This is a genomic window from Planctomycetota bacterium, assembly GCA_016125255.1.
Taxonomy (GTDB): Bacteria; Planctomycetota; Phycisphaerae; order Phycisphaerales; family Zrk34; genus RI-421.
This window is the reverse complement of record WGMD01000003.1, coordinates 123,358-138,363: the sequence shown is the minus strand read 5'-3', so window position 1 is coordinate 138,363 and position 15,006 is coordinate 123,358. Positions and strand designations below refer to the sequence as shown.

The window sequence follows — 15,006 nt, the reverse complement described above, 5'->3', positions numbered from 1 at the left end:
CAAGTGGCCGCGTCATGTTATAATGCCCACCTCACCATTTCCGAGTGGTTGTATGGAACGTCTTGAACGCCTGAGGCAGAACATCTCCAGCGTCTACATGGGCAACAAGTCAGCCGTCGAAAAGCTGCTCGTTTGCCTGTTGGCCCGCGGGCATGTGCTCATCGAGGACGTGCCCGGCGTGGGCAAGACCGTGCTCGCCCATGCCCTGGCCCGCAGTCTCGACTGCCAGTTCGCCCGGCTTCAGCTCACGCCTGACATGCTCCCGGCCGACGTGATCGGCGTGACTGTCTACAGCCAGGAGTCCGAGCAGTTCACCTTCAAGCCCGGGCCGATCTTTTCGAACATCCTGCTCGCCGACGAAATCAACCGCACGACGCCGCGCACGCAGTCGGCCCTGCTCGAAGCGATGAACGAAGCGCAGGTCTCGGTCGATGGGCAGACGCGCCGATTGCCCCCGCCGTTCATGGTCATCGCCACGCAGAATCCCTTCGAGTTCGAGGGCACGTACTTCCTGCCGGAGAATCAACTCGATCGATTCCTGATGCGCCTCAACCTCGGGTATCCCTCGACGGAGGACGAAGCCCGCATCATCACGCAGCAGCCCTCGCTGACCGCGCTTCAGCGCCTCGAACCCGTCATGACGCGCGAAGACGTCATCGAACTTCAGGACCGCGTCAACCATGTCCGCATCGACGAATCGCTCGTCGATTACATCATCCGCATCGCCGCCGGGACGCGCACCAGCGATCAGCTCCAGATCGGCGTGAGCCCGCGCGGGACGCTGGCCCTGGCGCAGGCCGCTCGGGCCACGGCGCTCGTGCATCAGCGCGACTATGTCGTGCCCGACGACATCATTTCCAATGTGCTGCCCGTCTGCGCCCACCGCGTCATCGCCAAGACCTACATGCACGACGGCTCGCCGCTGACGACCAGCCGCATTATCCAGCAGGTCATCGAGACGATCCCCTCGCCGGCGTGATGCAACTCTGACTCCTCTCTCTCGAAAGGGGAGTGCATCACTTCACCGGGCCGACAAGCTGCCAGTGCTCGTCGAACACGCCCGCTTCGATCACCTTGCCGGGATACTTCTGATCCGGGCTGACGGTCATGTCGATCCCGGCCCAGTCGCCGAGCTTGGGGTTCTGAAGCGAGTTGTTCAGATCGTCCGCCTCCCGGAACGTCGGCCCGGAATTCAACACCACATACTTCCGGGGGTTGAGCGGATTGGGATAGATCATCAGATTCACGCGATCGCCGTCGACGATTTTCATCGGCAATTTCCCGGCGATTTGCGCGATGAGCTTGTTGGATTTTTCGTCGCCGAAGAGCACGAGGTGGTAGTTCTTAATGTCGTCGGCGGTGACGTCGGCGTCATTCTTGGTGCGCATGTCGCCGCGGAAGACGGCGCGCCAGTGCGTGCGGGCGTGGTCGAGCTCGAAGTTCATCCACTGCTCAAAAAGCGCATTGTCGCTCCGACCCGTCGGCGTCACGAGGAGGAACGGGTCCATGAAGGCGTCATCGATGGGCCCCTGTTGACCCGGCCGCTTGCGCGGCGAAGCGTCGAACACGCCCGGCTGCCATTGGCCGTCGCGCTTCCAGAACGTCGCATGATCGACGCCCGGCGCGACCGGCGCTTCGACCGGCTGTGCGTCGATCTGACACCGCACGATGCTCGCACCGTCCGCCGGCACATCGACCCCCGCGATGTTCTTGGTGGTCAGAGCCCATTGTCCGCCCGCCACCTGATGCGCATCGACGCGCGAATCGAGCCAGTGATGCTCCAGCGCCTCGGCGGCGAAAGGCCCCATCCGGTTGTAGCGCAGCGTCTGCGTCTGAAGGTGCCACTCCTTGGGATGCTCATCGCGGCCCTTCTTCACCGCGTCCTGCACGAAGGCCATGACTTCCTTGAGCGTGTCGGGATGATACTTGTGGCCCATGCCCGGACCGATCAGGTGCGGCAGCTCCCGGCCCTCCGCCTTGAAGGCCTCGCTCATGATGTCCGCCGCGAGTTTCTGCTTGTCGATCTCGCCGGAGTAGGCGATCGTCGGCGTGTTGAACAGATTGCGGACGTAACCGGGGATGTTGTACACGCCCCACATCTTCTGCTCGATGGGCGGAATGTTCGCCAGGTCGTAGTTCATGAACCGCTGCACTTCGACGAAGCCCGCCCCACAGTGAACGACGCAGAAGTGATCGGCATAGTGCGCGCCGACTTCCCATGCCCCGGCGCCGCCCATCGAAAAGCCCGTCAGCGCGATGCGCTCGTCGTCGATCCGGTAGCGCTCCTTCACGGACTTGATCACATCGAGCACATCGACTTCGCCGGCGGACTTGTACCCGATGCACTGCCGGCCGAAGGGATGCACGATGATGGCGTCGGAGATGAACGAACTGATCGGGGCATGGCCGTGCAGGCGATCGACGAGGAAGTGCAGATCGGTGACCTTGTCGCCGCGGCCGTGGAGCCAGACGTACAGCGGCACCGGCTTGGAAAGGTCCAGATTCTCCGGGATTTCCAGCCCATACGGCTGTACCGACCCGTCGACCTCACTGCGGTATCCGCGCACGACGTTGCCGTGCTGCGTCGCCCACGGATGCTCGCCTTTGGCCAGCGCGTCAAGCCGCTCGTTGGCGAGTTGAAGGAGCGTGTCGGCCTTGGCGGCGTCCTTGGGGTTGTAGAACTCGTCGAACGCCAACGCGAGGTCGACCGCCTTGACGAGCATCTCGATGTCCGGCTCGTCGACGCCCTTCATGCGCTCCTTCACGCTCGCCAACCCCTGCGCGATCCGATCCCGATCCGCCGCGGGAAGTACGATCCCCGGCGGGGGCACGGTGCGCGCCACCGGCTTGTAGGGCTCGACCGCATGAAGCGGCAGTGCAGTCACGAGAAACGCAATCACGGCGGGGAGGATGCCTCGTGTATTCATCGCGTCATTGAAGCACGATGCACGCCTGGACGCAACCGCTTGTAACTCTCTCGAAGGGAGGGGCATCGGGAGGGTTTCACAAAGGCACGGTGCCGCACGTATCGTCGGGCGCGTCGCCGTTGTCGAAATACCCTTCCCGGCCTCCCCCTGCGAGAGGGAGGATCGGGAAGGAAGCCCGCCGGAGGAGTATGGGCCAGGTGATTTATTCGCCGGGGGCCATCCACCATTTGGAGCCGTAGCCGTCGTCTCGGAAGACTTTCTGGAGTTTGGCGGCCATGTGGACGGAGCCGTCGCCGAGGGCGAAGGGTTGGGGGTCGGTGGAGATGTCTTCGGGGTTGCCGATCGCGCGGTAGTGGAAGTCGGGGAGGTAGCTGTGGGGTGTGACCCATCCGGTGAACCCGCTAACGGAGTCGCCGGTCATGTACTCGATGAGATCACCCACGAGCGGTCGCTGGGGGACGTCGCCGATGCGGATGGGCATCTGATCGAGAGGAAGGACGGGATTGCACGCGCTGGCGGCGACGTACTTCCAGTCCCAGCCCGCCCAGAGATTCACGTTGCCGCGATAGATGGCGTACCCGGGCCAGCCGACCGAATCGCGCAGCACGCCGTCGGGCGTGACGGAGCAGACGAGCAGCGTGGGGACTTTGTTTTCGATGGACGGGCCGTAGTACTTTTCGATCATCGTGTGATAGGTCGGGAATAGACTGGCGGTGCCGAACCAGAAGGGCAGATGATGCGAGACGGTTCCGTTGAAACGGTTGGGGTAGTAGCCCTTGAAATCCTGGGCGTACATGAGGGTGATGGTGGCGACCTGGTGTTTGTTGGAGGAGCAGACGAGCGACCGGGCGTTGTAACGCGCCTTGGCGAGCGAGGGGAGCAGAATGGCGATGAGCAAAGCGATGATGGCGACGACGACGAGGAGTTCGACGATGGTGAAGGCGCGCCGTCGCATCGCCGTCGGCGCGGCGTGGTGACTTAAGTGACCACGCCTCATGCCGTGCGGGGCGAGCCCCGTCGCTGAATGAAGGTCACGATGTTCCCGCATCGCGGTCATGTTTCATTTCCGCCCGCGCATCGCCAGCATGCTCAAGAGGCCCAGTCCCGCCGGCAGGGCCGCGGGGGCCGGGATCAGGTGCGTGAAAGTCGCTTCGTTGACGGCGAAGGACGTCAGGGCGTAGTCGTAGTGGTTAAAGAGCGCGATGCTGCCGTCGAAGTTGGTGAAACCGCTGGTGAGCGTACCGGCGATGTTGCCGCCGGTCCCGATCACGCCCACGCCCCATGTATTTCCCCCGGCCCACGTCGAGTAACCCGAGCCGATCGTGCTGGTGGCGACGAGCACGCCGTTGACGTACAGGTCCATCGCGCCGGACCCGCCGGAGCCGGGCTTGAGGACGGCGATGATGTCGAGCCATTTGCTCAGCGCGCTGCTGTCGAGGATCGTGCTGGCGACCATGAGGTTCGCGGTCGAGGTCGTCTGCGAGGAAAGGCGCAGCTCATTGTTGACGAGGATCAGACTCGTGCCGCTGCCGGCCCCGCCCACTTCCCAAAGCACATGCTGCCCGGACAGGTCGGCGAGCCGGACGGCCATTTCGAAGGACGCGTTGCCCGAGCCGCCGAAGACGGTGTCGGAGTTGGCGGCTCCGGTGCCGGCGGGCGTGGTGTAAGTGAAGGGAATGTTGGGCTGAAAGGTCGGCGTGTAGGTTTCGGTCGATGCGAAGTTGATGTTCTGACCACCGATGACGGGCAGCCAGGTCGTGTCGCTGTTGAGATCGGAGCCCTTGCCGGCGATCCAACTATGGGCGGGCGTGAGGCGACCGGCGGCGACGATGTCGCTGACGCTCACCGTGCTGTCCCAGATCTGCACCAGGTCGTAGTTCGCGGCGTAGCTGTTGTCGGTCGTGCGATTGATGCCCAGGCGGAACGAGTTGAGGTTGCCTAGGTTCAGGGAACTGGTGCCCACGAGCGTCCCGTCGACGTAGAACTCGACGGAACTGGCGCTGACCTTGCGAAGGACGACGTTCTGCCATGTGTTGGCGACGGGAGCGCCGGCGCCGCTGGTCGGGCCGGTGATGACGATGCCGCTCTGGCTCACGAGCCGGAACGCCCCATTGTTCGAGTCGATCTGCCAACTGTTGGCCACGGAGGCGCCGCCGCTGTTGTTGGCGAACAGACCCTTGAATGTGCCCTGGTTGATGGTCGACGCGTTGACCCAGAGCGAGACGGTGAAGGTCGGTTCGCTGGCGGAGCCGAACGCGGCGGTCTGCAGGTAATTGGTGCTGGTGCCGGGGAAAGTCGACGTTCCGCCGGAGAATGTGACGCCCGACCCGACGGATGACAGATCGCGGGGGCCGACGGAGTCGGTGGCGTCTTTCTCGTCAAAGGTGTACTGCGAAAGGAGCGCCCCATGCAAGGGTGCGATCACGAAGACCGAGGCGGCGAAGGCGGACACGAGGGTTTTTGCGATTCGTTGCATGCTTCAATCTCCTTCAATTCAGACAGGCGCCGGCCGTCGCCACACGACGAAACCCGTTGCGGCGGACGATGCACAGGACCAGCAGCGCGAGCCCGGCGGGCAACGCCGTCGGAGCGGGGATCAGATGCTCGGCGGCGATCTCGGCGGCGGAGGTGCCGTTGAGCGCATAGGCGTAGTGGTTGAACAGGGCGATGTCGCCGTCAAAGTTGGTGAACCCGGTGGTGAGCGTACCGGCGAGGGTGCTGGCGATGCGGCCGATACCCCAGGCGTCGCCGCCGGCCCAACCGGTGTAGCCCGAGGCGATCGAGGTCGAGCCGACGCTCACGCCGTTGAGATAGAGCATCGCGGTGCCGGTGCCGCCGGACTGGGTGACGACCACGGTGGCGTCGAGCCATTTGTTGATGAGGCCCGCGTCGAGCGACGTGCTGAGCGTCATGAGGTTGGCGGTCGAGCCGGTCTGCGTGGAGAAGCGCAGCTCGTTGTCGACGAGGATCAGACTGGTGCCGCTGCCGTTGCCACCGATCTCGTAGAGCACGTGCGTTCCGGTGAGATTGCCGACGCGGAAGAGCATTTCGAAGGACACGTCGCCGGTTCCGCCAAAGACGGTGCTGCTGACGGTGGTCGCACCCTGGCCGATCGGCGTGGTGTACGTCTTGTTGATGTTGGTCAGGGACGAGTCGCTGAGGTTTTCGACCGCGTCGAAGGTGATGTTCTCACCGCCGATGACGGGGGTCCATGTGTTGTCGCCGCCGACGTCGGAGCCCTTGCCGGCGATCCAACTGTGGGCGGGGGTGTATCGACCGGCGTTGAGAATCTCCGTCGGGCTCACAAGCGAATCCCAGATTTGCACGCCGTCGTACTGGCCGGCGTAGCTGTTGTCGTTGTTGCGATTGATGCCCAGGCGGAACGAGTTGAGGTTGCCGAGGTTGGAGGTGCTGGTGCCGACGAGGACGCCGTCGACATACAGTTCGGCGGACGTGTTGCTGACCTTGCGGAGGACGACGTTCTGCCATTTGTTGGCGGCGGGGGCGCCGGCGCCGCTGGTCGGGCCGGTGATGGTCACGCCTTGTTCGCTGACGGCTCGGAAGGCGCCGCTGTTGTTGTCGATCTGCCAACTGAACCCGGCGGTATTGGGCGTGTTGTTGGAGAAAAGGCCCTTGAATCCGCCCTGATTGGCGGTCGCGGTGTTGACCCAGAGGGAGACGGTGAAGCTGGTGTACGCGGTGCCGCCAAAGGCGCTGGCGGTCATGTAGTTGGAGCTGCTGCCGCTGAAGGTCGCCACGCCGTTGGCGATCGTCGCGCCCGCGCCGACCGCCGAGAGATTGCGCGTGCCGACGACGTCCTTGGCGGTCGCGCCTTCAAAGACGTATTGCGAGAGCAGCGCCGCATGGGCCGCCGTGCTGCTGAGGCCCATCATCATCGCCGCCGCGATCGCCGTTTGCCGTCCGAACTGTTTCATTCTCATTCGCATCTTCATTGTCCTTTCTCAAGAGACTCGAAACTCGGCTCCGTATGCTCATAAAGATCGCGGACCTCGCCCGCGGTCAGTATCCGATTGAAGACGAACAGTTCGTCGATCCATCCGTTGAAGGTGTTGCCCTTGGGGTCCGCCGGGTTGTATCCGAGCCAGACGTTCTGATCCGAAGCGTGCAGCGGGCGCACGTCATGCACGCCCTGCGCCGCGCCGTCGATGTAGAAAGATTTGATCGCGTGCGTCTCGCTCACGACCTCCATCGCGATCACCGCCAAGTGCCATTTTCCGTCGTCCACATTCACCTTGCTCTCAAGCGAGTCGCCGCCCTTGGGCCAGCCGGTGTTGAACACCAGCTTCGACGACTCGCCCATGCGAACGAGTCGCCATTGACGGTCCGGCACGGCGATGAGCGTGTGATAAGGTGCATCGAAGCGATCGACCTTGAACCAGATCGCGACGGTGAACGACCCGCTGAACGTCGCGCCCCATCCGGCGCTCTGCCCCAATTCGACATGATCGTTGCCCGGCATCCCGGCGAAGCGCAGCGACGACTTGCCCGGCAGCCGACCGTCGTCGGGCGTCGGACCGGCGATCCGGCCCGCCAGCCGCGCATCGTCATGATCCTCGCGCAATTCCGTCGAATTGACCGCGTCGCCGTCGAAGCGGTAATGCGCGACGAGTGCCGCGTCCGTGTCGATCCGCTCGACGTAGCGACGCCACTGCGTCGTCGCCGAGTTGATCTGCGCGGCGAGACCCGCGTGATCGATCGTCCATTCCTCACCGCCGAGCACGCGATGACGCACGCCCGTCGGCGTGACAAGCTCGACTTTCCCGCGAAGGACCTTCAGTTCCGTGCGTTCGTCCGGCGTCACCAGCAGCGTGAACTCCGTGCCCAGATCGACGACTTTCACGCCGTCGGGCGTCGTGACCGTGAACCCCGCGGCGCTGCGCGGCACGAAGGCGTGCAGCAATCCGCGATGAAGCTCGCCGCCGTTGACGCCACGCACGTCAAATTCGCACCGGCCCGACAGGTCGATCACCGCCCCGCTGTGGAACATCACCTGCGCCTCGCCCGCGTCCAGGGCGATCATGCCCGGCGACAAATCCGAGCCCAGCAGCACCGGCATCGACCGCGCCCCGAAACGCGCATCGTCCGACACGTTGGACATCAGCGCCACGGGTGATGTGGCGTGCGGCGTGCGGTGTGCGGCGTGCGGTGTGAAAGACAACAAGTAGATGGCCATCGCGATCGTCGCGCCAATGAGCATTGCGGCGGCGACCGCCCATTTCCTGAACCCTGAACCCCGAACCCTGAACCCCTCGTCCCCCCGATTCGTTTCTTCGAGGATGAGCGCCGGCATCGCCGCTTCCGACGGCTGGGCCTGCCGGTTCTTCCAGCTCAGCGTGGCGTGCAGGTCCAGAAGATCCAGATACAGCGCCATCGCCGCCACGTCGCCCGCCAGCGTCTGCTCGAGCGCTTTCGTTTCGTCGGCGTCGAGACGCGCGTCGAGCTGCCCCATGATCCGTTCGATTAGCTCCGGGGTCGCCATGCTCATGCGTGCTCCTCCGTCGCCATCTGTCGACGAACGCAATCGACCAGCGCCATGCGGATGCGATACAGCGATTGACGCACCGATCCGTACGGCCGCCGCATCTCCGCGGCCAGCGACTCGACGGACCCGTCCGCCATGTAGCGCTTCTCGATGATCTTCCGCTGATCGGGCGCGAGCTGATCAAGACAGTGGTAAAGCGCGCGCGTGCGATCCTCGTAGCGACCCGCACGGGACGCGGCGGCGTCGGCGAGGGTTTCGACGAACGACTCGCTGAACTGATGGCGATCCCGCGCCAGGTCCCGCCGGGCGCTGAGCACTTCGAAATACGCCACGCGGTACGCCCACGGAAGGAACTCGGTCGCCGCGTCCAGCTCGTCGAGCTTGCCGAGCATGATGACGTTGGCGTTCTGAAGAATGTCGTGCGCCCGGTCCGGGTCGTGGACCAGCGTTACGATGTAGGCGTAAAGGCGCGACTGGGACGCCATCAACTGGCGGGTCAACTGGTCTTTACGGGAGATTGATCCCATCAAACGTGCCTCTCGATTCATCCAGACCGACGGAAATGACCTCGTCTCTCCTTATGCGCCGCCACGGCGGGTTTTGTCACCGTGGGCGATAAGATTTTTTTGTCCGCTGTAACATTTCTCTCCGAAGCGCTACTTTACTATCAGCCCTGAACGCCGGCGGAGTACGCCCACACTATGTCAAACCTCAGTCCGCAACAACTGCTGGTTCATCGTATCACATCCTGCCAGCGGCAGTTATACGGATATATCCTGACCCTCCTCGCCCAACCCGACGCGGCGGAGGATGTGCTTCAGGAAACGAACATGGTGCTGGTCGCCAAGGCGGAGGAATGGTCGGAAACCGAGGATTTTGCGGCTTGGGCGTTCAGAGTCGCGTATTTCCAGTGTCTGGCTCATCTTAAACGCAAACGGCGCGATCGGCTCAAGCCGGTGGACGAATCGCTGCTGGCCGATCTGGCCCAGCGGGCGGCGGCGGCCCCGATGGGCGAGCCCCGGCTGGCCGCACTGCGGCAGTGCCTCACGAAGCTGCCCGAACCGGCCCGGCGGATGATCACGCTCCGTTACGACGGGCAGTTCGATATCGACGCCATCGCTTCGCAGACGCAGCGCAGCGGGGGGGCCGTCCGCGTCGCCCTGCACCGAGCCCGACTCGCCTTGCTCGAGTGCATCCGAAAGACCCTCGCCGCTCAATCATGAACGACGCCCCGCGCCATCCCGATGACTTTGACACGCTGCTGTCCGCCGCCGCCGAGGGCGCGCTGACGCCCGAGCGGCATGAAGCGCTGATGGCGCACCTGGCCGCTCGCCCCGATGAGCGCGACCGCTACGTCGACTATGTGATGGTGCACGCGCATCTGCACTGGGAAGGCGCCCGCGCGACGGACCCGGCGCTTCGCGGCGAAGCGCCGCTCCCTTCGACTTCGCTCAGGGCAGGCAGCATCGGCGTGAATGAACCATCCGCATCCCCCCACGCCGACGCTGAGCCCGCCCCGGGGCGAAGCGTCTGGTACGCAAAAGGGTTCAGGGTTCAGGGTTCAGGGGTCATCTTCAAGGCGGCGATCGCCGCACTACTCGTCGTCGCCGCCGCGCTGATCTACTTCTTCCTCCCTTCCACTCCGCACTCCCCACTCCCCACTCCCCGCTTCGCATTACCGCCTTCGTACGCCATGCTTTCGGACGTTTCCGCCGATGCGCGATTCGAAAACGCCGATACATTCCCTTCCCTCGGCTCCGACCTGGCCGGCCCGATCATGCTCACCACCGGCCGCGCGCAGGTCATGTTCAAGTCCACCGCCGTCGTCGATCTGATCGGCCCGTGCGAATTTGAGATGACCGGCCCCAACCGCGGCCATCTGATCGCCGGTCGGATTCAGGCCGCCGTCCGACCCGAAGCGCACGGGTTCGCGGTCGATCTGCCCGGCGGGGCGCGCGTCATTGATCTGGGCACGCGCTTCGATCTGGCTGTCAATGCGGTCGGGGCCGGGCAACTGCGTGTGCTGGAGGGCAAAGTCGAGCTTCGCGCGCCCGGCGACGTGAGCGCGGGCATCCTGCTGGCCGGCCAGGCCGCGCGCTTCGATGCGGCCGGTCGCTTCCAGGTGAATCTCGTCCGCAACGGCAGCTTTGAATCCGCCCGCCTCCCCACGCCCAGCCGCTTCGGCGGCGTGTGGGATCTGAAACTTGCAAACGGCGGCGCCCCGAACGATGCGGACAACACGCTCGCGCACTGGACCCTCACCGGCTCGGGCAACTGGCTCTTCGGCCCGACATTCTGGAAGGCCGCCGATGGCGACGATGCGCTGAGTCTCAACAACTTTCCCAATCAACACATGATCGCCGAGCAGACGCTCGCCGTCGTCTCCGGCGAGCGCTACACGCTGCGTTTCGATCTGACCGGACGATTCGACGCGCCTCGCAGTCCGCCCGTACAGTCGATTCGCGTGCAGGTCATCGACGATCAGGGCACGCTGATGGATCAGACGTTCGAGGTTCATCAGCCCGAGCATTTCGACCGGCTCAATGAACCGGGCTGGCAGCCGCAGTCGCTGTCGTTCACGGCCCGATCGGAGCATGTCACGCTCCGCTTTGAAACCGCCGCCAATTCGCACCCCTACGGCGTGGTGATCGACGATGTCGAGCTTCACGCCGCATCCGACAAGGCCGCGGACGATACACGGTCGAATCTCAATCGCCAAACCCCATCACCCGCTCACGCATCAGAAATCGGAGAAACCCAGCCATGAAACGTCACACTCGGATCGCCACCCTCGCCGCCGTACTGTTCGCCGGCGTCGCCCCGCACGTACGCGCCGCCATCGTCACCTGGCAGACCCCTCAGGAAATCGTCGCCGGGAGCGATGTCAGCACACTGGGCACGCAGGTGTTCGGCCGCGATGTCGGCCTGGCGTACAACAATCCCAGCGCCGTGGTCAACAGCGTCAACCTCGGATTCAACAACCCCGCGTGGACCGTGACGTTCAGCGAATCGGGTGGGGGCGGGAACACCGGCAACATCTCGGCGCCCGTGATGGGCGGCCCCGACGGAGCCAACTACCGGGCGGTCCTGGGCACCCAGGCCCGCGCCTGGAGCAACGTCATGACGTTCACCTTCGGCAATCTCTCCGTCGGACAGGATTACCTGATCCAGTTGTGGGTCGGCGACTGGCGCGCCTTCACCAACAACCGCGCTGAGACAATCGCCGCCGGGGGCTTGAACACGAACGTGAACACGCCCACACTCAAGTTCCTTGATTCAGACCTGTCCAACACGCCCAGCCCCTCGCACGGGCAATGGGTGATCGGCAAATGGACTGCCGACGCCTCCAGCATCAGCTTCACATTGACGGCGACCTCGGACACGATCGCGCAGTACAACGCCATGCAGCTTCGCCTCATTCCCGCGCCCGCCGCCCTGCCCGCCGGTCTGGGGCTTTTGAGCCTGCTGGCGATGCGCCGCCGGCGTTGAATGTCTCAAGCCCGGGGACAGCCGTCCCCGGCTTGACGGAATTACACCATGCGTGACCAGCATGCCTTCACCTTCATCGAGCTTCTGATCGTCGTGACGATCATCGCGCTTCTGATCGCGCTGCTGCCGCCGTTTTCCGGGCGGAATGGCCCGCAGATGAGCGTGCTGGATATCTGCGAAATGCCCACGACCATCAGCGGCCGCCGCTATCTGCATTACCCCAACGACATCAACGAGCCGACCCATCCCTACGGCGTGGTGATCGACAACGTCGAAGTTTACAAAGCGTCCGACCCGGTCGCGGACGTTCCCCGGTCGCATGTCGCCCGCCAAACCTCTTCACCCACTTATCCATCGAAAATCGGAGAAAACCAGTGATGAAACGCCACCGACTGATCCCGGGCATCTTCCTTGTGCTGCTCGCCGGCCTGACCGTTGAATCACGCGCCGCCGTCATCTCCGTCACGCAGGCGACGCTGACAAGCGCGACGCAGATTTCCGCCGACGGCATTTACGTCAGCGGCGCGAACGTCATCAACGCCAACAATGCTCAGACCGTCAACGGCGTGCTGTTCAAGGCGATGGCGAGCGGGTCCTTCTTCGAAGGCCCCGCCAACACGCCCGGCACCTTCCGCTATGTCGCGGGATCGGGAGCCACCAGCGGCATCTTCCCTTCCGGTCCCTTCAGCGCTGCGCTCAACACGCTGCTCGACTCCACCTTGTTCGGCAACGGCGCGGCTGACATGGCGGTCGTCGGACTCGATGCCTCAAAGATATATCGTCTGCAGTTGCTGATGGCCGACAACCGCAATACCAACAGCAGCCAGAGCTGGGTGATCCGTGCCGGAACCTTCACAGGCGCCGGCGCCGGCACCTACACGCCCGGCGCGACCCTCTCGACATTCTCGATCGCCAGTCTCGGCGCGGCCGGCACGCACAACGCCGAGATCGTCACCATCATCTTCACCGGCCAGACAGCCATCGACGTCAAAGCCACCGGCGGCGGGCAGGCGTTTTTGAATGCGATGGCGCTGCACATCATTCCCGCGCCCGCCGCGCTGCCCGCCGGCCTGGGGTTGTTCGCCATGCTCGTGACGCGTCGTCGCAAATAGCCGCGACGCAACGGTCGCGCGCCGCTCGTTGAGCGGCGGCTGTTGGAAACGTCCATGAAGACCCGCCGCGCCTTTACGCTCATCGAACTGCTCGTCGTCGTGACGATCATCGCGATGCTCATCGCGCTGCTCCTGCCGGCGATGAACCAGGCCAGGGCGACGGCGCGGCGCGTCGTCTGCTATTCCAACATGCGCCAGAGCATCATCAGCGTGACCGGCTATGCGGCCGCGAACATCGCCAAGCTCCCCTACTCGGGGCGCAACTATCCGCACATGAGCGTGCTGGACATCTACGAAATGCCCACCACCGTCAGCGACCGGCGGTACCTGCACTGCCCCAATGACAAGAACGACCCCGGCTACTGGGCGGCGTGGTGGAAGTGGCAATACGGCCCGATGACCGCGGCGGCGCACCTGACCGACACGGAAGGGCCCGTCGATGCGGTCGTCAACTACAGCTACTACTGGCAGACGAAAATGTACCGCCTGCCGCAAAGCTCAACGCTCCGATCGTGGGGGATGAGCAACGTCACCTATCCCGCAAAACTCATTGCCCTGCACTGCCGCGCTGAAATGGGACTCGTCACCGACACCCTGGAGTACGCCAACGCCGGCGGGGAAAATTCGGCGTTTCTCGACGGGCACGTCGGGTTCTACGCATGGAGCGAGATCAATCTCACGTCCGTCACCTGGCTGGGCCTGCCCAACACCGACTGGACCTGGGGCGGGATCGAGGGCAAGGATCTGAATTGACGCATCATCGCCTCCGCCGCCCGGCTGGGCGCGGGCGCGGGATCGTCTACAATGACGACATGAGCCATTCGACGATCCCCATCGGTATTGACGACCCCATCAACAAGCAACTGCTTTCGGTGAGCGAAGACAAGGTGCAGGGTTTCGTGCGCGATCCGATCGGCTTCATCGCCGAAGCGTCGGGCCTCGAACCTGAAATTGTCATCGAGCGCATCCGGGCGATGCTCGAAGGCGGGACGATCCGCCGCGTGCGGCAGACGATGATGAGTACCAACCTGGCGCCGGGGGCGCTGGTCGCATGGAACGTCCCCGAAGACAAGCTCAACGCGGCATTCGAATGGATGTTCAATGACGACCCGTTCAGCGGGCACGTCGTCATCCGCTCGACCGACAAGCAGACGCCCGGCAGTCAATACCGGTTGTGGACCACGCTCAAAGTCCCGCATCCGTATTCGATGGACAAGCATTGTCAGTACCTGATGCGGCGCACGGGATGTGCGGCGTACAAGCTGCTGCCGGCGCATAAGCTGTTCGCGCTGGGCGTAGGGCACGTTCGCCGGCGTGAGATGGAGCCGGGCGAACGGACGGACGCGCCGACGCGCGTGCTTGATACGCAGGTCGTGAATCTGACCGAGCACGAGTGGGAGATTCTCATGGCGCTGAAGCGCGAGTTCGAACCGGGCGAGATCGTGCGCGATCTTTGGGTGGCGCGGGCCGCGGAGGCGGGCGTGTCGCTCGACGAGTTCTGCGCGGTGGCCGAGTCGATGAACAAGCGGAAGATCGTCGGGCGATTTTCGACGTTTTTGGAGCACGTCAAAAAGCTCAGCGACGGTTCGACCGTGACGAAGTACAACGCCCTGTTTCACTGGGCCGTGCCGACGGGGCGTGAGATGGACGCGGGGCTCGAAGTCGGGCGTCACCTGATCATGACGCATGCTTACTGGCGCGACGGCGGGCCGGAGTTTAATAATGTGAACATCATGGGCGTCGCGCACGGGATGGCCAAGCAGATGGTGCTGGCCCACAAGGCGGCGATCGACGAGCACCTCGCCGAGGCGGGTATCGAGGTGAGCTACACGAACGTCTTCTGGGGCGGACGCAGCGAGATCAAACCCAGCGAAATCAGCCCGATCGCGTACCGGCAATGGTGCGAAATGCAGGGGATCGACGCGAAGACGATGCGGGCGTAGTCTATTGATGTGCGGGGAGGCCTGTCGACAAG

Annotated in this window: 14 protein-coding genes; 8 read left to right on the top strand and 6 right to left on the bottom strand. The window is 64.0% G+C overall.

Annotated features, from left to right (window positions below; all coding sequences use genetic code 11):
* The first annotated feature begins 22 nt into the window (after nucleotides 1-22).
* Nucleotides 23-979 (top strand): AAA domain-containing protein, encoded by a 957-nt coding sequence (locus GC162_05965; GenBank protein MBI1368183.1) that lies wholly within the window; start codon nucleotides 23-25, stop codon nucleotides 977-979.
* A 37-nt stretch (nucleotides 980-1,016) separates the two neighbouring features.
* Here the strand turns inward: GC162_05965 and GC162_05960 are convergent, their stop codons facing one another.
* From GC162_05960 to GC162_05935, 6 genes are all read right to left on the bottom strand, one after another.
* On the bottom strand, nucleotides 1,017-2,993 hold the full coding sequence (locus GC162_05960; protein ID MBI1368182.1) for a prolyl oligopeptidase family serine peptidase: 1,977 nt from the start codon (nucleotides 2,991-2,993) through the stop codon (nucleotides 1,017-1,019).
* Nucleotides 2,994-3,129: 136 nt separating this feature from the next.
* Nucleotides 3,130-3,984 carry a prepilin-type N-terminal cleavage/methylation domain-containing protein gene (locus tag GC162_05955; protein ID MBI1368181.1) on the bottom strand — a complete coding sequence of 285 codons (855 nt, stop codon included), beginning with the start codon at nucleotides 3,982-3,984 and terminating at the stop codon, nucleotides 3,130-3,132.
* A gap of 3 nt (nucleotides 3,985-3,987) precedes the next feature.
* Nucleotides 3,988-5,403, bottom strand: a complete 1,416-nt coding sequence (locus GC162_05950; protein MBI1368180.1) for a hypothetical protein — start codon at nucleotides 5,401-5,403, stop codon at nucleotides 3,988-3,990.
* A gap of 13 nt (nucleotides 5,404-5,416) precedes the next feature.
* Nucleotides 5,417-6,880, bottom strand: coding sequence for a hypothetical protein (locus GC162_05945; protein MBI1368179.1), 1,464 nt, complete (start codon nucleotides 6,878-6,880; stop codon nucleotides 5,417-5,419).
* Nucleotides 6,877-8,433 carry a hypothetical protein gene (locus GC162_05940; protein MBI1368178.1) on the bottom strand — a complete coding sequence of 519 codons (1,557 nt, stop codon included), beginning with the start codon at nucleotides 8,431-8,433 and terminating at the stop codon, nucleotides 6,877-6,879. Before GC162_05940 ends, GC162_05945 begins: the two co-directional genes overlap by 4 nt.
* Nucleotides 8,430-8,978, bottom strand: a complete 549-nt coding sequence (locus GC162_05935; protein ID MBI1368177.1) for a sigma-70 family RNA polymerase sigma factor — start codon at nucleotides 8,976-8,978, stop codon at nucleotides 8,430-8,432. The genes GC162_05940 and GC162_05935 overlap by 4 nt, the downstream gene beginning before the upstream one ends.
* 153 nt (nucleotides 8,979-9,131) lie before the next feature.
* Between GC162_05935 and GC162_05930 the strand changes: the two genes are divergently transcribed.
* From GC162_05930 to GC162_05900, 7 genes are read left to right on the top strand one after another with little or no spacing between them, the layout of a single operon-like run.
* On the top strand, nucleotides 9,132-9,653 hold the full coding sequence (locus GC162_05930; protein ID MBI1368176.1) for a sigma-70 family RNA polymerase sigma factor: 522 nt from the start codon (nucleotides 9,132-9,134) through the stop codon (nucleotides 9,651-9,653).
* Nucleotides 9,650-11,197, top strand: coding sequence for a DUF642 domain-containing protein (locus tag GC162_05925; protein MBI1368175.1), 1,548 nt, complete (start codon nucleotides 9,650-9,652; stop codon nucleotides 11,195-11,197). The genes GC162_05930 and GC162_05925 overlap by 4 nt, the downstream gene beginning before the upstream one ends.
* Nucleotides 11,194-11,919 carry a hypothetical protein gene (locus tag GC162_05920; protein MBI1368174.1) on the top strand — a complete coding sequence of 242 codons (726 nt, stop codon included), beginning with the start codon at nucleotides 11,194-11,196 and terminating at the stop codon, nucleotides 11,917-11,919. Before GC162_05925 ends, GC162_05920 begins: the two co-directional genes overlap by 4 nt.
* Nucleotides 11,920-11,967: 48 nt before the next feature.
* On the top strand, nucleotides 11,968-12,297 hold the full coding sequence (locus GC162_05915) for a prepilin-type N-terminal cleavage/methylation domain-containing protein (GenBank protein MBI1368173.1): 330 nt from the start codon (nucleotides 11,968-11,970) through the stop codon (nucleotides 12,295-12,297).
* On the top strand, nucleotides 12,297-13,031 hold the full coding sequence (locus tag GC162_05910) for a hypothetical protein (GenBank protein ID MBI1368172.1): 735 nt from the start codon (nucleotides 12,297-12,299) through the stop codon (nucleotides 13,029-13,031). Before GC162_05915 ends, GC162_05910 begins: the two co-directional genes overlap by 1 nt.
* Before the next feature lie 54 nt (nucleotides 13,032-13,085).
* On the top strand, nucleotides 13,086-13,784 hold the full coding sequence (locus tag GC162_05905) for a prepilin-type N-terminal cleavage/methylation domain-containing protein (protein ID MBI1368171.1): 699 nt from the start codon (nucleotides 13,086-13,088) through the stop codon (nucleotides 13,782-13,784).
* Nucleotides 13,785-13,843: 59 nt separating this feature from the next.
* Entirely contained in the window at nucleotides 13,844-14,974 is a 1,131-nt protein-coding gene (locus GC162_05900) for an Lrp/AsnC family transcriptional regulator (protein ID MBI1368170.1), read from the top strand.
* Nucleotides 14,975-15,006 lie beyond the last annotated feature (32 nt).

Excerpts from the sequence above, each read along its gene's own strand:
- GC162_05940 (MBI1368178.1), bottom strand. The coding sequence starts at position 8,433 with ATGAGCATGGCGACCCCGGAGCTAATCGAACGGATCATGGGGCAGCTC.
- GC162_05900 (MBI1368170.1), top strand. The coding sequence starts at position 13,844 with ATGAGCCATTCGACGATCCCCATCGGTATTGACGACCCCATCAACAAG.
- GC162_05925 (MBI1368175.1), top strand. The coding sequence starts at position 9,650 with ATGAACGACGCCCCGCGCCATCCCGATGACTTTGACACGCTGCTGTCC.
- GC162_05920 (MBI1368174.1), top strand. The coding sequence starts at position 11,194 with ATGAAACGTCACACTCGGATCGCCACCCTCGCCGCCGTACTGTTCGCC.
- GC162_05955 (MBI1368181.1), bottom strand. The coding sequence starts at position 3,984 with ATGACCGCGATGCGGGAACATCGTGACCTTCATTCAGCGACGGGGCTC.
- GC162_05905 (MBI1368171.1), top strand. The coding sequence starts at position 13,086 with ATGAAGACCCGCCGCGCCTTTACGCTCATCGAACTGCTCGTCGTCGTG.
- GC162_05910 (MBI1368172.1), top strand. The coding sequence starts at position 12,297 with ATGAAACGCCACCGACTGATCCCGGGCATCTTCCTTGTGCTGCTCGCC.
- GC162_05945 (MBI1368179.1), bottom strand. The coding sequence starts at position 6,880 with ATGAAGATGCGAATGAGAATGAAACAGTTCGGACGGCAAACGGCGATC.
- GC162_05960 (MBI1368182.1), bottom strand. The coding sequence starts at position 2,993 with ATGCCCCTCCCTTCGAGAGAGTTACAAGCGGTTGCGTCCAGGCGTGCA.
- GC162_05930 (MBI1368176.1), top strand. The coding sequence starts at position 9,132 with ATGTCAAACCTCAGTCCGCAACAACTGCTGGTTCATCGTATCACATCC.
- GC162_05915 (MBI1368173.1), top strand. The coding sequence starts at position 11,968 with ATGCGTGACCAGCATGCCTTCACCTTCATCGAGCTTCTGATCGTCGTG.
- GC162_05935 (MBI1368177.1), bottom strand. The coding sequence starts at position 8,978 with ATGAATCGAGAGGCACGTTTGATGGGATCAATCTCCCGTAAAGACCAG.
- GC162_05965 (MBI1368183.1), top strand. The coding sequence starts at position 23 with ATGCCCACCTCACCATTTCCGAGTGGTTGTATGGAACGTCTTGAACGC.
- GC162_05950 (MBI1368180.1), bottom strand. The coding sequence starts at position 5,403 with ATGCAACGAATCGCAAAAACCCTCGTGTCCGCCTTCGCCGCCTCGGTC.